Source organism: Streptomyces sp. KM273126 (genome assembly GCF_004337435.2).
Lineage (GTDB): Bacteria > Actinomycetota > Actinomycetes > Streptomycetales > Streptomycetaceae > Streptomyces > Streptomyces acidicola.
Map to the genome: position 1 here is coordinate 6,969,960 of NZ_SJXB02000001.1, position 16,459 is coordinate 6,986,418.

At 74.4% G+C, this 16,459-nt stretch carries 6 protein-coding genes and 2 pseudogenes; 1 reads left to right on the forward strand and 7 read right to left on the reverse strand.

Annotated features, from left to right (window positions below; genetic code table 11):
- Positions 1–75: 75 nt before the first annotated feature.
- Together E0500_RS29385 and E0500_RS29390 are read right to left on the reverse strand one after the other, a co-directional pair.
- Positions 76–351: a DUF6059 family protein gene (locus tag E0500_RS29385; RefSeq protein ID WP_131566751.1), complete on the reverse strand. Its 276-nt coding sequence runs from the start codon at positions 349–351 to the stop codon at positions 76–78.
- Between the two features lie 249 nt (positions 352–600).
- On the reverse strand, positions 601–2,757 hold the full coding sequence (locus E0500_RS29390; RefSeq protein ID WP_399120060.1) for an MMPL family transporter: 2,157 nt from the start codon (positions 2,755–2,757) through the stop codon (positions 601–603).
- A 99-nt stretch (positions 2,758–2,856) separates the two neighbouring features.
- Here E0500_RS29390 and E0500_RS29395 point away from each other — a divergent pair, with 99 nt between their 5' ends.
- The gene (locus tag E0500_RS29395; protein WP_131566754.1) at positions 2,857–3,189 is read left to right on the forward strand and encodes a PadR family transcriptional regulator; all 333 of its coding nucleotides are present in this window, start codon (positions 2,857–2,859) and stop codon (positions 3,187–3,189) included.
- 359 nt (positions 3,190–3,548) lie between these two features.
- On the opposite strand, the gene E0500_RS29400 is transcribed toward E0500_RS29395, so the two are convergent.
- The 5 genes and pseudogenes from E0500_RS29400 to E0500_RS29415 form a co-directional block, all read right to left on the reverse strand.
- A complete protein-coding gene (locus E0500_RS29400; protein WP_131566757.1) occupies positions 3,549–4,190 on the reverse strand; it encodes a permease prefix domain 1-containing protein in 642 nt (213 codons plus the stop codon).
- Positions 4,191–4,440: 250 nt separating this feature from the next.
- A pseudogene (locus E0500_RS29405) lies at positions 4,441–11,088 on the reverse strand (SDR family NAD(P)-dependent oxidoreductase); the annotation flags it as partial.
- A 61-nt stretch (positions 11,089–11,149) separates the two neighbouring features.
- Positions 11,150–11,914, reverse strand: coding sequence for a phosphopantetheine-binding protein (locus E0500_RS45140; RefSeq protein ID WP_309505250.1), 765 nt, complete (start codon positions 11,912–11,914; stop codon positions 11,150–11,152).
- A gap of 151 nt (positions 11,915–12,065) precedes the next feature.
- Positions 12,066–14,594, reverse strand: a pseudogene (locus E0500_RS29410) (type I polyketide synthase); the annotation flags it as partial.
- 146 nt (positions 14,595–14,740) lie between these two features.
- Positions 14,741–16,351, reverse strand: coding sequence for an FAD-dependent monooxygenase (locus tag E0500_RS29415; RefSeq protein ID WP_131559509.1), 1,611 nt, complete (start codon positions 16,349–16,351; stop codon positions 14,741–14,743).
- Between the last annotated feature and the right edge of the window lie 108 nt (positions 16,352–16,459).

Sequence of the window (16,459 nt, forward strand, 5' to 3'; positions counted from 1 at the left end):
AACGGGACGCTCCGGTTGTTTTCTTGCCGAACGGGCACAGGTGGAGCGGGGTTTTTCATCTGTGGGAGGGCGAGGTCAGTGCAGCTGTGACCACAGGGCCTGTTCCTCCGGTTCTGGCGGAATGTGCGGAATCAGTCGTTCAGGGTGGCCCGGTGCCGGTCCTCCGGCGGCCTTGCGGATATCTGGATTTGTTGATTCCAGAACATTCCGGGGTTCCGGATCCGGGTCGTTTCGCAGCTGCGTGGGCTGCGTGGGCTGCGTGAAGAGATGGGGCGGTGGTGGCATGCCGATGGCGAGAGCGCCCATGAACTGGGCCCCCGCGCCCACGTCGTGCGCGAGCGACAGCAACATCCGGCCGCACCATCGCAGGACTCTCGGTACCTTCATACGCCGACCTCACCCTCGCCGCGGAATCGGGTCCCCCGCATCCTGGGTGGGGCACCTCGACTTCTGGTCGAGGCGCAGTGAGGGCACACGGCGGCTTACGCTCGCGCTGGTGCCGGGGGTGCCGGAGGGCCGACAGCAAGAGTCCGGCCTCCACACCCGCGTCGGGCGTGGAGGCCGGCGGGCCCCTGTCGGGAGGCGGGGGATTCCCCCCCGTCAGGAGTGTTCGATGGCCACCCGGGGCAGGCGCTTGGCCAGCCCTCCGGGAAGCCACCAGGCGTAGCGGCCGAACAGGTGCATCACCGCGGGCAGGATCAGGCAGCGGATGATGACGGCGTCGACGAAGACGGCGACGGCCAGTCCGAAGCCGAACTGCATGAGCATCCGGTCGCCGCTGAACATGAAGGCGCCGAACACCACGATCATGATCGCGCCGGCGGCCGTGACGACCTGGCCCGTGGTGGCCAGCCCCTGACGGATCGCCAGGGCCGCGTCCTTGCTGCGCTCCCACTCCTCGTGCATGCGGGAGAGCAGGAAGACCTCGTAGTCCATGGACAGTCCGAAGACGATCGCGAAGATCATCACCGGGACGTACGCCTCGATCGGGCCCTTCTCGATGCCCAGGGCGCCGCTCTGGAAGACCAGCGTCATTGCGCCCATGGCGACGCCGACGCTGAGCAGGTTGAGCGCCGCGGCCTTCAGTGGGATGAGGATCGAGCGGAACACCAGCAGGAGCAGCAGCATCGACAGTCCGACCACCACGGCGATGAAGGCGGGCAGCCGGTTGGCGACGGCGTCGGAGAAGTCCTCGGCGGAGGCGGTGCTGCCGCCCACCAGGAAGGTGGCGTCCGTCTCCCGGGCCACCGACGGCAGCACGTCGTCCCGCAACTCGCCCACGAGGTCGTTCGTGGCCGCGTCCTGAGGGGCGGAGGTGGGGAAGACGATGATGGTGGACAGGTCGTCACCCGAGGACTGCGGCGGCAGCGCGACGGCGACGCCCTTGGTGTCCTCGAGCGCCGCACGGGCCTGCGAGGCGGCTGCCGAGTCGCCCTCGGCGACCACGATCAGGGGTCCGTTGAAGCCCGGGCCGAAACCCTCGGCGAGCAGGTCGTACGCCTGGCGGGTGGTGGTGGAGGTGTCGTCGGTGCCGGCGTCGGCGAAGCCGAGCCGCATGTCGAGCGCGGGCAGCGAGAGGGCCGCGAGCAGCGCGGTCGGCACCAGCGCTGCCGCCCAGGCGCGCCGCTGGACGGCAGCGGTCCAGCGGCCCCAGCGCTCGCCGCCGGCCCGGCGGCCCTTCTCGACGCGGCGGCGCACCTGCTTCTCGATCCGGCCGCCGAAGATGCCCAGCAGGGCGGGCAACAGCGTCAGCGACGCGATCATGGTGAGCAGCACGGTCAGGGCGACGGCCACGGCCACGCCCTGCAGCGAACCCAGGCCGAGTACGACGAGCCCGAGGAGGGCGACGATGACCGTGCATCCGGCGAAGAACACGGTACGGCCGGCGGTGTCGATGGCCTTGACCGTCGCCGCCTTGCGGTCGGTGCCGGCGAACAGCTCGCTGCGGTAGCGGGAGAACACCAGCAGGGCGTAGTCGATGCCCACGCCGAGACCGACCAGCATCATCAGCGGCGCGGTGAAGTTGGCGATGGTCGCCACGTGCGAGGCGAGGATGATCAGGCCGAGCGTGGTGCCGACGGCGAACAGGGCGATCGCCACGGGCAGCACGGCGGCGAACAGGGACCCGAAGAGCAGGACCAGGATCACCAGGGCGGCGAGGATGCCGATGCCCTCGGCGGAGCCGCTGTCCTCGCCCTGAGCCGCCCGGACCGGGTCACCCGACAGTTCCGCGCGCAGACCGGTGGTCTCGGCCTTCTGCGCGGTGTCGATGATCTTCTGGGCGTCCTCGGTGGGGATGTCCTCCGACTGCTTGTCCAGCGCGACCGAGACGTAGCCGATGGTCCCGTCCTTCGACACTGCCTGGCGGTTGTCGTAGGGGCTGACCACGCTGACGACGTGCGGTTCCTTCTTGATCTGGGCCAGCATCGACTCGACCCGCTCGCGCGTCTGCGCGGCGGTGAGTCCGCCGTCGGCCTCCAGCACGATCGTGACTGTGGCGCCCGCCTGTGAGGGGGCCCGGTCCTGGAGGACGTTGAGCGCCTTCTGGGACTCGGTGCCCGGCAGGCCGAAGTCGTTGTGGTAGTCGTCGCCGACGGCCTGTGAGCCCATGCTCACGGCCAGCAGGACGACGACCCAGCCCACCAGTGCCCACCACTTGCGGCGGTAGGAGACCTGGGCGAGACGTTCGAAGAGGCTCGGCCTCGCCGTCCCCGACGAGTCACCTGCCTCGGTAAGGGTCCGATTGGGCGTGGCCACCGTAGTCCGACCTCCCTGGTCCAGTGGCGTCACCCGCCACGATAGATAGATTGGCTACATGTAGGTGGTCGACGCTAGCACATGATGTAGATTGCCTACATGATGTCTGAAGCGCTACGGGGCCATCTGGACGCGCTGATCCTCGCGGTGCTCGAAACGGAGCCCCTGCACGGATACGCGGTCATGGAGGCTCTCCAGGTCAGCAGCGGCGGGGCGCTGGACCTGCCGACCGGGTCGTTGTACCCCGCGCTGCGGCGCCTCGATCGGGCGGGACTCGTGGAGAGTGAGTGGAGCACGGTGGGTGGCCGGCGGCGCCGCACCTACCAGCTCACCTCCGCGGGCCGCCGGGCGCTGGCCGGCGAGCGGACGAAATGGCGGGATTTCTCCACCATGGTCGAGGGCGTCCTGCGCCCGGGGTCCGCACCGGCCTGAGGGCCACGAGGAGAGCGACGACCGGCACGCTTCACGAGCCGTGCCGGCCTTTTCGTATGCCGTGACGCCGGGGGCGTCAGGGACCAGGGAGATGCGGGTGGCTGCCCTGGTTCCGCAGGGCAGGCCCGCCCTCGTGCGGCGGCGGGACAGGCCTGCTTTCGTACGGTGTGACGACGCATCTCCGTGCAGTGTCGGCGAGGAGATGCGGGTCAGCTTCCCGGCCCGGGGGCGCGCGTGTCCGGCCTCACGACGCCCGGCCGATCCGGAATCGGCCTCACGACGCCCGGCCGATCCGGAAGACGGTACCCGGCCCTGTCACCTCGGCCCGGCGCCGACGAGTCGTGCACACAAGCACACGGTCAGGACGCCGCCAGACAACGGCGGCCCGCCACGGCGACCCCGGCCAGCGGAACGCCGAGCAGCAGGGCCGTCATCGGCAGGCCCGTGAGTCCCAGCAGGGAGTCCGTGGCCGGGCTGTAGAGCGTCAGCAGCAGGCCGAGGACGGCGAAGACCGCGCAGACGAGGAACGCGAAGAAACCGGCCGCGCGGACCAGACGGCGGCGCGCGCCCAGATAGCGCACCCCGGCGCCGGTGGCGATCGCCACCGCGAGCGCTGTGCCGATGGCCCCAGCGCCGGTCCAGCGCACCACGTCGTCGACCAGGGCGTAATCCGTGTCGGCGCGGGCGTCCGCGCCGTGTCCGGCGAGGGTCAGCAGCAGCCACCACGCGACCGGCTGGACGGTCAGGACGACGCAGATCAGCAGTGCCGTACGCCGACCCTCGGCCAGGGCCAGCTCCGGCTGGTACTCGGGAGCGATGATGTCGACGGGGCCGAAGTCGGCCACGGCGCGCTGCTCGGCGCTGGCGCGGTCCAGGCCGCTCTCCTCGTACGCCTCGGCGGCATCGACGAGCCCGTCACGAGCCTCCGCGAGCATGTCCGCCTTGACCGCCCGCGGGCCGCGCAGGGCCTTGTCCAGTTCGGCGACGTATCGGTCAATCACCCGGGTCTCCCTGGAGTCCTCCGCCGCGTACGGTCCTTGCCGAGTATAGGGAGTTGAGAGCAGAGGGGGTTCAGGGGAATCCCTGAGGCATCCCTGAACCGGCCCTCCTCCCCGCGGGCGGGTCGCGGCCGCCGCCCGGCCGCGGTACGTGGAGCAGTGCCGCTCGCGGCCCGTCACGGGTGTCCCGCACACGGTGCCCGAACCCCCGAACGGGGCCCGGACACCACCCGGACCCCGTCTCTGCCCCGGGTCAGCCCCCGCCGACGGGCGAGAGCAGCGCCGCGTCGTCGAGGAGGTGGTCGGTCAGGTCGGGCACCGTGGGGCGGTCGAAGACCAGTGTCGCGGGCAGCCGCAGACCGGTCGCCGCGGTCAGGCGGTTGCGCAGCTCGACCCCGGCCAGCGAGTCGAACCCCATGTCCTTGAAGGACTGGTCGACATCGATCTCCTCGTCGTCGCCGTACCCCAGCACGGTCGCCACCACGCGCATCAGCAGCTCCGACAGGGCCGCGCGACGGCGGTCGGCGGGCAGCGCCGCCAATTGCCGTGACCAGACGGGAGTGTCCCCGGTGTCGTCCCGGCGGGCGGTGCGCCGGGCCGTCGGACGGATGCCGCCGAGGCCGCGCAGCAGCGGCGGCAAGCTGTCCCGGCCCGCGAGGTCGCCCAGCGCCGGCCGGTCCCACCGGACCGGCAGCACCTGTGTGCCGCCCGTCGCCAGCGCAGCGTCGAACAGGGCCAGCCCCTCCGGCACCGAGAGCGCGGCCACCCCGCCGCGGCTCATGCGGGCCCGGTCGGCCTCGGACATGTGCCCCGTCATACCACCGGCCTGCGCCCACAGCCCCCAGCCGAGCGATGTGCCGGACAGGCCCTCGGCCCTGCGGCGGTGCGCCAGCGCGTCCAGGAAGGAGTTGGCGGCGGCGTAGTTCGCCTGTCCCGCCGAGCCCAGCGTCGCGACCACCGAGGAGAAGGACACGAAGGCGGACAGTCTGGTCTCGCGGGTCAGCTCGTGCAGGTGCCAGGCCGCATCCGCCTTGGGAGCGAGCACCCGGTCCACAGCGTCCGGCGTGAGCGTCTCGACGGTGCCGTCCGCGAGAACGCCCGCCGCGTGCACGACCGCGGTCAGCGGACGGGTGTCCGGGATGTCCCGCAGCAGGCGGGCCACCGCCGCCCGGTCCGCGAGGTCACAGGCCGCGAACGACACCCGGGCACCCTGCGCCGCCAGCTCCTCGGCCAGTTCCGCGGCCCCGTCGGCGCTCGCGCCCCGGCGACCGGCCAGCAGCAGGCGCCGTACCCCGTGCCGGGTCACCAGGTGGCGGGCCAGCAGCCGGCCGAGGACGCCGGTGCCGCCGGTGATCAGGACCGTGCCGTGAGGGTCGAAGCCGGGCGGCGGCGTCAGCACCACCTTGCCCGTGTGCCGCGCCTGGGCCATGTGACGCAGGGCCCGCCCGCCCTCGTGCACCGGCCACGTGGTCACCGGCAGCAGTCCCGGCACGCCCCGGTCGAACAGGGCGAGGACCTCGGTCAGCATCCGCGCCACGTGGTCGGGTTCGGCCCGCAGCAGGTCGAAGACGTCGTAGCGGACTCCGGGATGCCGCCGACCGATCTCCTCGGCGTCCCGGATGTCGGTCTTGCCGATCTCGACCAGGTGCCCCGAAGATCCAAGCAGCCGCAGCGAGGCGTCCAGCAGCGGACCAGTGAGCGAGTTGAGCACGACGTCCATGCCCGCGCCGCCCGTCGCCCGGCGGAACGTCTCCTCGAACGCGTCGGTGCGGGAGCTCGCGATGTGGTTGTCGGCGAGCCCCTCCGCGCGCAGGACGTCCCACTTGCCGGGCGAGGCGGTGGCGAACACCTCCGCGCCCAGATACCGGGCGAGCCGGATCGCCGCGATACCCACCCCGCCCGCCCCGGAGTGCACCAGGACCCGGTCGCCGGGACGGACCCCGGCCAGCTCGGCCAGGCAGTGGTACGCCGTCAGGAACACCACCGGCACCGCGGCCGCCTGTGTGAACGACCAGCCCCGCGGGATCCGCGCCAGCAGCCGCCGGTCCGTGACGGCCACCGGGCCGAACGCGTTCCTCGGCACCAGGCCCATGACATGGTCGCCGGGAGCCAGGTCCCGCACCCCGGCACCCGTCTCCAGGACCACACCCGCGCCCTCCAGCCCCATGCCCTCCTGACCCGGAACCATGTCCAGAGCCACCACGACGTCACGGAAGTTGACGCCCGCCGCACGCATCGCCAGCCGGACCTCCCCCGCGCCCAGCGGCCGCGAGCCGTGGTCGTCCGGGACCAGTGCGAGGCCGTCCAGGGCGCCCTTCGTGCGGATGTCCAGGTGCCAGCTGCCGTCCGGGGGCGGCGTGAGCGTGCGGCGCGCGGGTACCGGGGTCAGCCGGGGCGCGTGCCAGGCGCCCCGGCGCCACGCCAGTTGCGGTTCCCCGGTCATGAGGGCGACGGCCAGCCGGTCCGCCCCGCTGTCCGCGTCCTCGTCGGCGCCCTCGGCGTCCAAGTCGAGGAGCACGAACCGGCCGGGATGCTCGCTCTGGGCGCTCTTCAGCAGCCCCCACACCGTGGCGGCCGCGAGATCCGGGCCGGGCTCCCCGGGACCGGTGGCGACCGCGCCGCGGGTCACCACCAGCAGCCGCGCCGAGCGCAGCCGGTCCGCGGCCAGTACCTCCTGGACGAGCGCGAGCGCGGACCGGGCGGCCTCATGGGCGGCCGCCACCGCGCGGCCCTCCTCGGACGCGGCCCCTGCCGGACCGGGCGGCCAGAAGGCCACCAGCACATCGGGTACGGCGTCCCGCTCGCCGAGCGCCGACAGCAGGGTCGGCAGATCGGCGTGGGCCGGGGCCTGCGGCAGCCGCGGCTGGGCGGCACCGAGCACCGCCCAGCGCACGGCCGTCTCGGGCACATCGGCAGGCACCGGTTGCCAGGTCACCTCGAAGAGGGCGTCCGCCGAAACGGCGTCCTGCGCTCGCAGCGTGGCACGCGAGGTCGGGCGCAGCGACACCTCCTGGACGGTGACGACCGGCCCCCCGGACCGGTCGGTGAGCAGCAGCCGGGCGTGTCGCGGCCCGGTGGGCGTCACGCGGACGCGCACCTCGTCCGCATCCACCGCGTGCAGCCGTACTCCGGCGAAGGAGAACGGCAGCAGGATGCTCTCCGCGTCCTCCGCCGCGTCCAGCGCGTGCAGGACCAGGGCGTGCAAGGCCGCGTCCAGCAGCGCCGGGTGCACGGCGAATCCGGTCGGGTCGGTGTCCGGGGCGAGCCGGACCTCGGCGTACAGCTCCCGCTCCCGCCGCCAGGCGGCGCGCAGGTTCCGGAAGGCCGGGCCGTACCGGTAGCCGACGGCGGCGAGGCGGTCGTAGACGTCGGTGACGTCGAGCGTTTCGGCTCCGGCCGGCGGCCACTGCTCCGGCTCCGGCGGATCCGGATCGGCGAGCGGGGCGAGGGTGCCCGAGGCATGGCGGGTCCACCGGGCTCCCGTCGCGTCCTCCCGCCCGGCGGGGCGGGAGTGCACGGTGAACGTACGACGGCTTGCGGCGTCGGGGCCGGCCGCGGCGAGCTGCACGTCCACCGCGCCGTCGACGGGCAGCACGAGGGGCGCCTCCAGGACGAGGTCGTCCACGGACCCGCCGAGCCGGTCGGCGGCGTGCAGCGCGCAGTCCACCAGCGTCGTCCCCGACAGGAGCACCGACTCGTGCACGACGTGGTCGGCGAGCCAGGGCTGCTCGGCCGGCGAGATCCGCCCGGTGAGCAACAGGCCCTCGTCGGTGGCCGACTCGACCGCGGCGCCCAGCAGCGGATGCCCGGTCGCCGCCACACCGAGCCGGGCGGGATCGGTGCCGGACGACGGCTGCTCCAACCAGTAGCGGCGGCGCTCGAAGGCGTACGTGGGCAGCTCCACCGCCTCCGGCCGTCCCGGGGGCAGCAGCGTGGACCAGTCCACGGGCGCGCCGCGCACATACCCCTCGGCGAGCGAGATCAGCAGCCGGCGCCGGCCGCCGGCGCCGCGGTTCAGGGTGCCCAGGGCGGCGCCGGGTACCCCGGCGGCGTCGAGGGCGTCCTGGACGGCGATGGTGAGCACCGGGTGCGGACTGCACTCGACGAACTGGTCGTGGCCCGTGTCGATCAGGGCGGTCACCGCGTCGTGGAACCGCACGGGGGCGCGCAGGCCGCGGAACCAGTGCTCGGCGTCCATCGGCGTGGCCTCGTCGAGCAGGCCGCCGGTGAGCGTCGAGTAGAGGGGGGTTTCGGGGCGGTGCGGGGCGACCGGGGCCAGCAGGTCCAGCACCTCCGGACGCAGCGCCTCCACGTCCGGGCTGTGCGAGGAGTAGTCGACGGGGACCACACGCGCGTGCACACCTCCCGCGTCCCACTCGGCGACCAGCGACGACAGGAGTGCCGCCGGGCCCGCGATCACCGTGGCCGCGGGGCCGTTGACCCCGGCGAGGTGCACCCGGCCGGCCAGGTGGGGATCGGCGAGCCGCTCGCGCACCCGGTCGGCGGGCAGGGCCACCGACGCCATCCCACCGGTGCCCGCCAGCCGGACCAGGGCGCGGCTGCGCAGAGCCACCACGCGCGCGGCGTCCGACAGCGACAGGGCGCCCGCCACGCACGCGGCGGCGATCTCCCCCTGCGAGTGCCCGACGACGGCGTCGGGCTGCACACCGTGGGCACGCCACACCTCCGCCAGGGCCACCATGACCGCCCACAGCGCGGGCTGCACCACGTCGACCCGGTCGAGCGGAGGGGCCTTCGGCGCCTCGGTGAGCACGTCGGTCAGTGACCAGTCGGTGTACGGGGCGAGGGCCTCGCCGCACTGCCGGACGCGCTCCCGGAACACCGGGGACGTCTCGAGCAGTTCGCGCGCCATCCCCGCCCACTGCGAGCCCTGCCCCGGGAAGACGAACACCGTGCGCCCGGCCCTCGCCCGGCCTCGCACCACGCCCGGCACGTCCTCGCCGCGTGCCAGACGGGACAACAGCGCGTGGAACCCGGCCAGATCCTCGGCGAGCACCACGGCCCGGTGCTCCAGCGCGGCCCGGGTGCCGACCAGGGCGTGCGCCACGTCGGCAGGTCGGGGCGGGAGTGCGGTGGACCGGGTGCCGTACGGGGCGTGGCGCGCGTCGGCCGGACCCGATGCCGGCGCCTCGCCCAGGCTCTCGGCGAGCCGTGCCGCCTGCCGGGCCAGGGCCGGGGCGGTGCGCGCGGACAGGAGCCACGGGAGGGGGAACGGCTCCGGCGCCGGTGCGGTGGGTGACGTGGCCGGGGTTGGCTCCGGCGCCTGTGGGGTGGGTGACGTGGCCGGGGTCGGTGCCGGCGCCTGTGCGGTGGCCGCCGTCGCGTGGTCCGGTTTCGGCGCCTGTGCGGTGCCCGGCCTCGCCTGGTCCGGTGCCGGCTTATGTGCGGTGCCCGGCCTCGCCTGGTCCGGTTTCGGCGCCTGTGCGGTGGCCGCCGTCGCGTGATCCGGTGCCTGCTCCCGTGCGGTGGCCGCCTTCGCCTGGTCCGGTGCCTGCTCCCGTGAACTGGGCGACCTCACCGGTTCCGGCTCCGGTGCCTCCTCGAGGATCAGGTGCGCGTTGGTCCCGCTGATGCCGAAGGACGAGACGCCCGCCCGGCGCGGGGTGCCGCGGCGCGGCCACGGACGGGCCTCGGTGAGCAGCCGTACGCCGCCCGCCCGCCACTCCACGTGCGGGGTGGGCGCGTCCACGTGCAGGGTGCGCGGCAGCTGCTCGTGGCGCAGGGCCTGCACTGTCTTGATGACGCCGCCGATCCCCGCGGCCGCCTGCGCGTGCCCGATGTTCGACTTCAGCGAGCCGAGCAACAGCGGGCGGTCCGCGGGCCGCTCCCGGCCGTAAACGGCGAGCAGCGCGCCGGCCTCGATCGGGTCGCCGAGCCGGGTGCCCGTGCCGTGCGCCTCCACGGCGTCCACGTCCTCGGGCCGCAGCCCGGCCGAGTGCAGCGCGTCGCGCACGACCCGCTCCTGGGCCGGCCCGCTCGGGGCGGTCAGCCCGTTGCTGGCGCCGTCCTGGTTGACGGCGGAACCGCGGATGACGGCCAGGATCCGGTGGCCGCGCCGCCGGGCGGCCGACAGCCGTTCCAGCACGATCAGGCCGACGCCCTCCGCCCACGAGGTGCCGTCGGCGGCGGCCGCGAACGGCTTGCAGCGACCGTCCGCGGCCAGTCCCTGCTGCCGGGTGAACTCCAGGAACATCCCCGGCGTCGCCATCACACAGGCCCCGCCCGCGAGCGCGAGATCGCACTCGCCGGCCCGCAGTGAACGGCAGGCGAGGTGCAGCGCTACCAGCGAGGACGAGCAGGCGGTGTCGACGGTGAGGGCGGGGCCGCGCAGCCCGAGGGTGTAGGCGACGCGTCCGGAGGCGACGCTCGCGGTGGTCCCCGACAGCAGGTAGCCCTCCACGCCCTCCTGCCCGGTCCGGCTCAGCGACGCGTACTCCTGCGCCGTGACTCCGGCGAACACGCCGGTACGGCTCTCCCGCAGTCCGGTCGGGTCGATGCACGCGTGCTCCATGGCCTCCCAGGCGCTCTCCAGGAGCAGCCGCTGCTGGGGGTCCATGGCCAGGGCCTCGCGCGGGCTGATGCCGAAGAACTCCGCGTCGAACTCGTCGGCGTCGTGCAGGAAGCCGCCGTGGGGTACGGGGGTGCCGGTGTCCCCGGCCGCGTCGGCGAGCCCGTCGAGCCGCCAGCTCCGGTTCGCCGGGAACGGCGAGATGGCGTCGGTGCCGGAGGCGACGAGCCGCCACAGGTCTTCGGGGCCGCGCACCCCGCCGGGAAAGCGGCAGGCCATGCCGACGATCGCGATGGGTTCGCGGTCCTGGTCGCGGAGCTCGGCGAGCTCCTGCCGGGTCCGGTACAGCTCCGTCGTGGCCCGTTTCAGGTACGTCCGCAGTCTGGCCTCTGTCATGGCTGCCCCGTTTTCCGCCGCGGGGTCCGGCGTCGGCTCAGGCGTCGAACTCGTGGTCGAGGAGGGCGAAGATTTCGTCATCGGTGGCGGTTCCGATCTTCTCGGTGAGGTCAGTGACGTCGCCGGGCACGGCGTGCGGCCCGGCGGAGGCATCCGGGGCGCCCGCGAGGGTGGACAGCAGCTCGCGCAGTCCGTCGGCGAGCCGGTCGCCCGTGACGGGGTCCAACGGTGCGTCGGACAGCGCCGCCCGCAGCCGTTCGAGGGCCGACAGGGCGGCGGAGGCCGCCTCCGGCCGGTGGGGCGTGAGCTCGGCGAGGAGGTGCTCGGTGAGGGCCGCGGGAGTGGGCCGGTCGAAGACGAGGGTGGTCGGCAGCGGCAGGCCGGTGAGCTCCCGCAGACGGTCCCGGTACTCCATGCCGGTGACCGAGTCGAAGCCGGCGTCCCGGAAGGAACGCTGCGGGTCGACCGCGTCCGGCCCGGGATGTTCGAGTACGGCGGCGGCCTCGGCCCGGACCAGCTCCAGCGCGAGCCGGTACCGCTCCCGGCCGGTACGGCCCGCCAGCAGGCGCTGCCAGTAGGGCTGGTCGGAGGGCTCGTCGGGTTCCGAGGACGGACCGGTCTCCGGCAGGGCGGGGCCGTCGGTCCACCGTGGTGGGGGCGCGGTGCCGTCCGCCGCGGTCGTGGCGGCCCGGATGCCGGCGTCGTCGGCCGGTTGCTGCGGGAGCCAGTGGCGGCGGCGCTGGAAGGCGTAGGTCGGCAGGTCGGCGCGGGGGCCCGGGCCCAGCAGCGCGGACCAGTCCACGTCCTGGCCCGCGACGTGCAGTTGGGCGATCGCGGTGAGCAGGGCCGTGGGTTCGTCGTGGCCGGGGCGGAGGGTGGCCGTGAGGGTGGGAGGTGGCGGGCCGTCCGGGTCGGCGGGGGCAGACAGCGGGCGGCCTGGGGGTGAGGGCCGGTTCGGGGCCGAGCTCCACGTAGGCGCCGGTCCCGTGCGCGTCGAGCGCGCGCACCGCGTCGGCGAACCGGACGGTGGCCCTGACGTGCCGGGTCCAGTAGTCCGGCGAACACAACTGCTCGGGGGTGGCCAGGGCACCGGTGACGTTCGACAGGACCGGGAGCCGCGGCGGCCGGTAGTCGACAGTGCGGGCCACCCGCCGGAACTCCTCCAGGACGGGCTCCATCAGCGGCGAGTGGAAGGCATGCCCGACGCGCAGCCGCCGGGTTCTGCGGCCCCGCGCGGTCCAGTGCGCGGCGACCTGCTCGACCGCCTCGACCGTGCCCGAGACGACCACGGACCCGGGCGCGTTGACAGCGGCGATGTCGACGGCGCCGGCGGGCAGGGCCGCCCGCGCCTCCTCCTCCGTCGCCTGGACGGCGAGCATCGCTCCCTCGCCCGGGGCCTCGTGCATCAGTCGGCCCCGGGTGGCGACCAGCGCGGCCGCGTCCCGCAGCGAGAACACGCCCGCCGCGTACGCGGCGGTCAGCTCGCCGACGGAGTGCCCGGCGAGCACGGCCGGTCGCAGACCCCAGGACTCCAACAACCGCAGCAGCGCCGTCTCCAGGGCGAACAGGGCGGGTTGGGCGTGGTCGGTCCGCTGGACGCGGTCGTCCGTGTCCGCAGGGTGGAGCAGCAGGTCGCGCAGTGGCCGGTCGAGGTGCGGGTCGAACTGCTCGCAGACCTCGTCCAGGGCCCGCGCGAAGGCCGGGAAGGCCGTATACAGGCTGCGGCCCGCGCCCGGCCAGTGAACCCCCTGGCCGGTGAACAGCACCGCGAGCCCGGCCCCGGCACGAGCCCGGCCCCGGAGCACCGACGGATCGGGGCGCCCCTCGCCGAGCGCGTCGAGCGCGTCCGTGGGCAACCACCCGGCGGGCACCCGCAGTACGGCCCGGTGATCGTGATGGGCGCGGCCGGTGGCCAGCGTGCGGGCGGCCGCGGAGGGGTCGGTCGCAGGGCGGCGGCGCAGGTGATCGGCCAGGGCACGGGCCTGGGCCCGCAGGGCGGATGCGGTACGGGCGGACAGCAGCCACGGCACCGGCGTCGGGCCGGGGCAGGGCATGCCGGGCGGCGCGCCGGGGCCGTGCGGTCGAGGGCGTGTCTCTTCCGACGGCGTGTCCGAGGCCGTGTGCGGCGCGTCGGCTGTGCCCTCCTCGGCCACGAGCCCCTCCTGGACCGCGCCGGGCGCGGCCTGGACGGGCCCCCTGCCGGTGACCGCCTCCGGTGGCGGTGCGCCGAGTACGACATGGCAGTTCGCTCCGCCCATGCCGAAGGAGGACACGCCCGCGAGCGGGGGTTCGTCCGGGCGGGGCCAGTCCGTGAGGGTCGTCTGGACGCGCAGGCCCAGGTCGATGAGGGGGATGGCCGGGTTCGCGGTGCCGAAGTGGAGGCTGGGGACGAGCTGCCCGTGGCGCAGGCACAGGGCCGTCTTGAGCAGGCCCACCATGCCGGCGGCACCCTCCAGATGCCCCACGTTGGTCTTCGCCGACCCCACACGCAGCGCGTCGGCGGGTTCGCGGCCAGTGCCGAGGACGGCGCCCAGGGCCGCGGCCTCCACAGGGTCGCCGACCCGCGTCCCGGTGCCGTGCAGTTCGACGTACCGCACCCGGTCGGGGGCGACGCCGGCCGCCGCGCAGGCGCGACGCAGCACCTCCTCCTGGGCCCGGCGGCCGGGCACCGTCAGCGGGTCCGGACCGCCGTCGGTGGTCATGGCCGAACCGAGGACGACGCAGTGCACGCGGTCGCCGTCGGCGAGGGCCCGGGTGAGCGGCTTGAGCACCACCAGGACGCCGCCCTCGCCCCGCGCGTAACCGTTGGCCCGGACGTCGAAGGTGTGGCAGCGGCCGTCCGGCGACAACGCCCCGGAACGCCGGGCCGCGAGGAGGCTCCCGGCAGCGAGGTTGAGGTGCACGGCCCCCACGAGCGCGATGTCGGTCTCCTCGCGCCACAGGGACGCGCAGGCCACGTGCACCGCGGCGAGGCCGGACGACTGGCCGGTGTCCACGGTGAGACTGGGCCCGCCCAGCCGCAGGACGTGGCTGATCCGGTTGGCTATGAGGCCGCGGAGCAGGCCCGGCAGGGTGTGCGGGGTGACGGCGGCGCCGCCTCGCGCGTGGGACAGCTGTGCGTAGTCGTCGGCCATCGCACCCACGAAGACACCGGTGTGCGTGCCGCGGAGCCTGTCGGGTACGACGTACGCGTCCTCCAGGGCCTCCCAGGCCAACTCCAGCACCAGCCGCTGCTGGGGGTCCATGGCGGCGGCCTCACGCGGGGAGATCCCGAAGAAGTCGGCGTCGAAACCGGCCACGTCGGACAGGAAGCCGCCGCGCGGCGCCGTGCCCGGACCGCCGTACCGCTCCGGCGGCGCTTCGGTGAGGGCGTCGCGGCTCTCGCGCAGCAGCTCCCAGAAGGCGCCGGGGTTCGGCGCGCCGGGCAGCCGGCAGGCCATGCCGATCACTGCGATCGGGTCGGGACGCACGGAGGTGCTCATGGTGGGTGCTCCCTCGTGGGTCGGGTCGCTGTGCCAGCCGATCGTGGGGGCGGGACATGGAAGACGCCTGAAGAATCGTTGGTGTGCACGGGTGCGGCCGGCCCTGCGGGCGCCCGTGGTCGGCGCCCTCCCGAACAGGCCGTGGTTCAGCTGCCGTCCCGGGCGAGGACACGGGTGAGGACCGTCTCCAGGGCGTGCTCGGGGGAGGGGAGCGCGGCCGTCGTACGCCAGGCGACGAAGCCGTCGGGGCGCAGCAGGACCGCGTCGGTCTCCGTCACGCCCATGGCGTCGTGCCAGGACCGCTCCCGCTCCGTGACGTCCTCGCCCAGGCGCAGGACGTCGAGGGCGACACCGGTCCGCCGGGCCACCGCGTGCGCGGCGTCGTACCACTGCGCGGCCTTGGCGCCCGCCATGAGCAGCGGCCGGCGGCCCACCAGGGAGAGCGTGGAGACCGTACGGCCGTCCTCCGTGTCCAGCCACAGGTGCGGTGCCCGGGTGCCGGGGGCGCCTGACAGGGTGCGGGGCTCGGCGAAGTCGGCCGCGGCGTCCGTCTGTTCACCCTCGTCGGCGATCACCGCAGCCGACCGGTAGCGGTATCCGAACATGACGCTCAGGGTGTCCGCGACGGCCGCGCCCCCCGGTGCCCCGCCGTTGCCGGCCCGGGCCGCGAGGCGCAGCGCCGCTTGGCGCATGGTCGCCCGCCCGACGGGGAGGCGCTCGGTGTCGTAGGTGTCGAGCAGTGCCTGCCCGGCCTGTCCGTGCAGCACGGCGGCCAGCTTCCAGGCGAGGTTGTGGGCGTCCTGGATCCCGGTGTTGGCGCCGTAGCCGCCCACCGGTGGTATGACGTGGGCGGCGTCCCCGACGAGGAAGATCCGGCTCTCGGTGTAGCGCTCGGCGACCAGGGCGGCCATCTCCCACGGCAGCGTGCTCACGATCTCCACGGGCAGGTCGGGTACGCCGACGGCGGCGCGCACCAACTCCGTGCAGCGCTCGGGAGTGTAGGAGGCGAACGGGTCGGTGCGCGGGTCGTGGGTGACGATGAGTGTGCCCCTGCGCAGGGTGTCGTCGTGCCCCAGCACCCCGTCCACCAGCGGGTTGGCGATCCGGCACACGGCGAAGCGGCGTTCGCCCAGCGGGCCGCGCAGGTCGGCGCGGAAGACGATGCTGATCTGGTGGCGCAGGGTGCCGCGGCCCTGCCGGGCGATGCCGAGGCGTTCGCGCACCGGGCTGTGGGCGCCGTCGGCCGCGACCAGGTACCGCGCCCGCACACGTCGCTCGGCGCCGGTCTCCCGGTCGTGCAGCGTGGCGGTGACGCCGTCGGCGTCCTGCTCCGGTTCGCGCAGTTCGGTGCCGAAGCGCACCTCGGCGCCGAGCTCGCGGGCGCGGCGCAGCAGGATCGGCTCGATGCGGTCCTGGCTCAGCGAGAGGACGCGGGCCACGGGGCTGATGTCGCCGACGTCCGCGGGTTCCGGGATGCGGGTCACCGAGATTTCCCGCCCGGTCAGCGACTCGACCTTGCCGTTGAGGGTGTGTCCGGCGAACCCGGCCGCCTCGGCCAGCAGATCGTCGCTCACGCCGACGGCGTCGAGCAGTTCCAGGGTGCGCGGGTACAGCCCCCACGCGCGGGGATGGACGGAGGTGCCAGCGTGCCGCTCGACCAGGATGTGCCGCACGCCGTGCCAGGACAGGAACAACGACGCGGACAGTCCGACCAGGCCGCCGCCGACGACCAGAACGGGAGTGGTGTCCTCGTGCACGTCAGGCCCCTTCCGCGAGTGCCGGGCCCCGGCCGGGGTCCCAGGTCCCGGCGAGCCTGACAGCGCCCTGTGAAGGACGGCTCGAACCGCGCTCGCGCGCCGGGACCC

Excerpts from the sequence above, each read along its gene's own strand:
- E0500_RS29385 (WP_131566751.1), bottom strand. The coding sequence starts at position 351 with ATGTTGCTGTCGCTCGCGCACGACGTGGGCGCGGGGGCCCAGTTCATG.
- E0500_RS29395 (WP_131566754.1), top strand. The coding sequence starts at position 2,857 with ATGATGTCTGAAGCGCTACGGGGCCATCTGGACGCGCTGATCCTCGCG.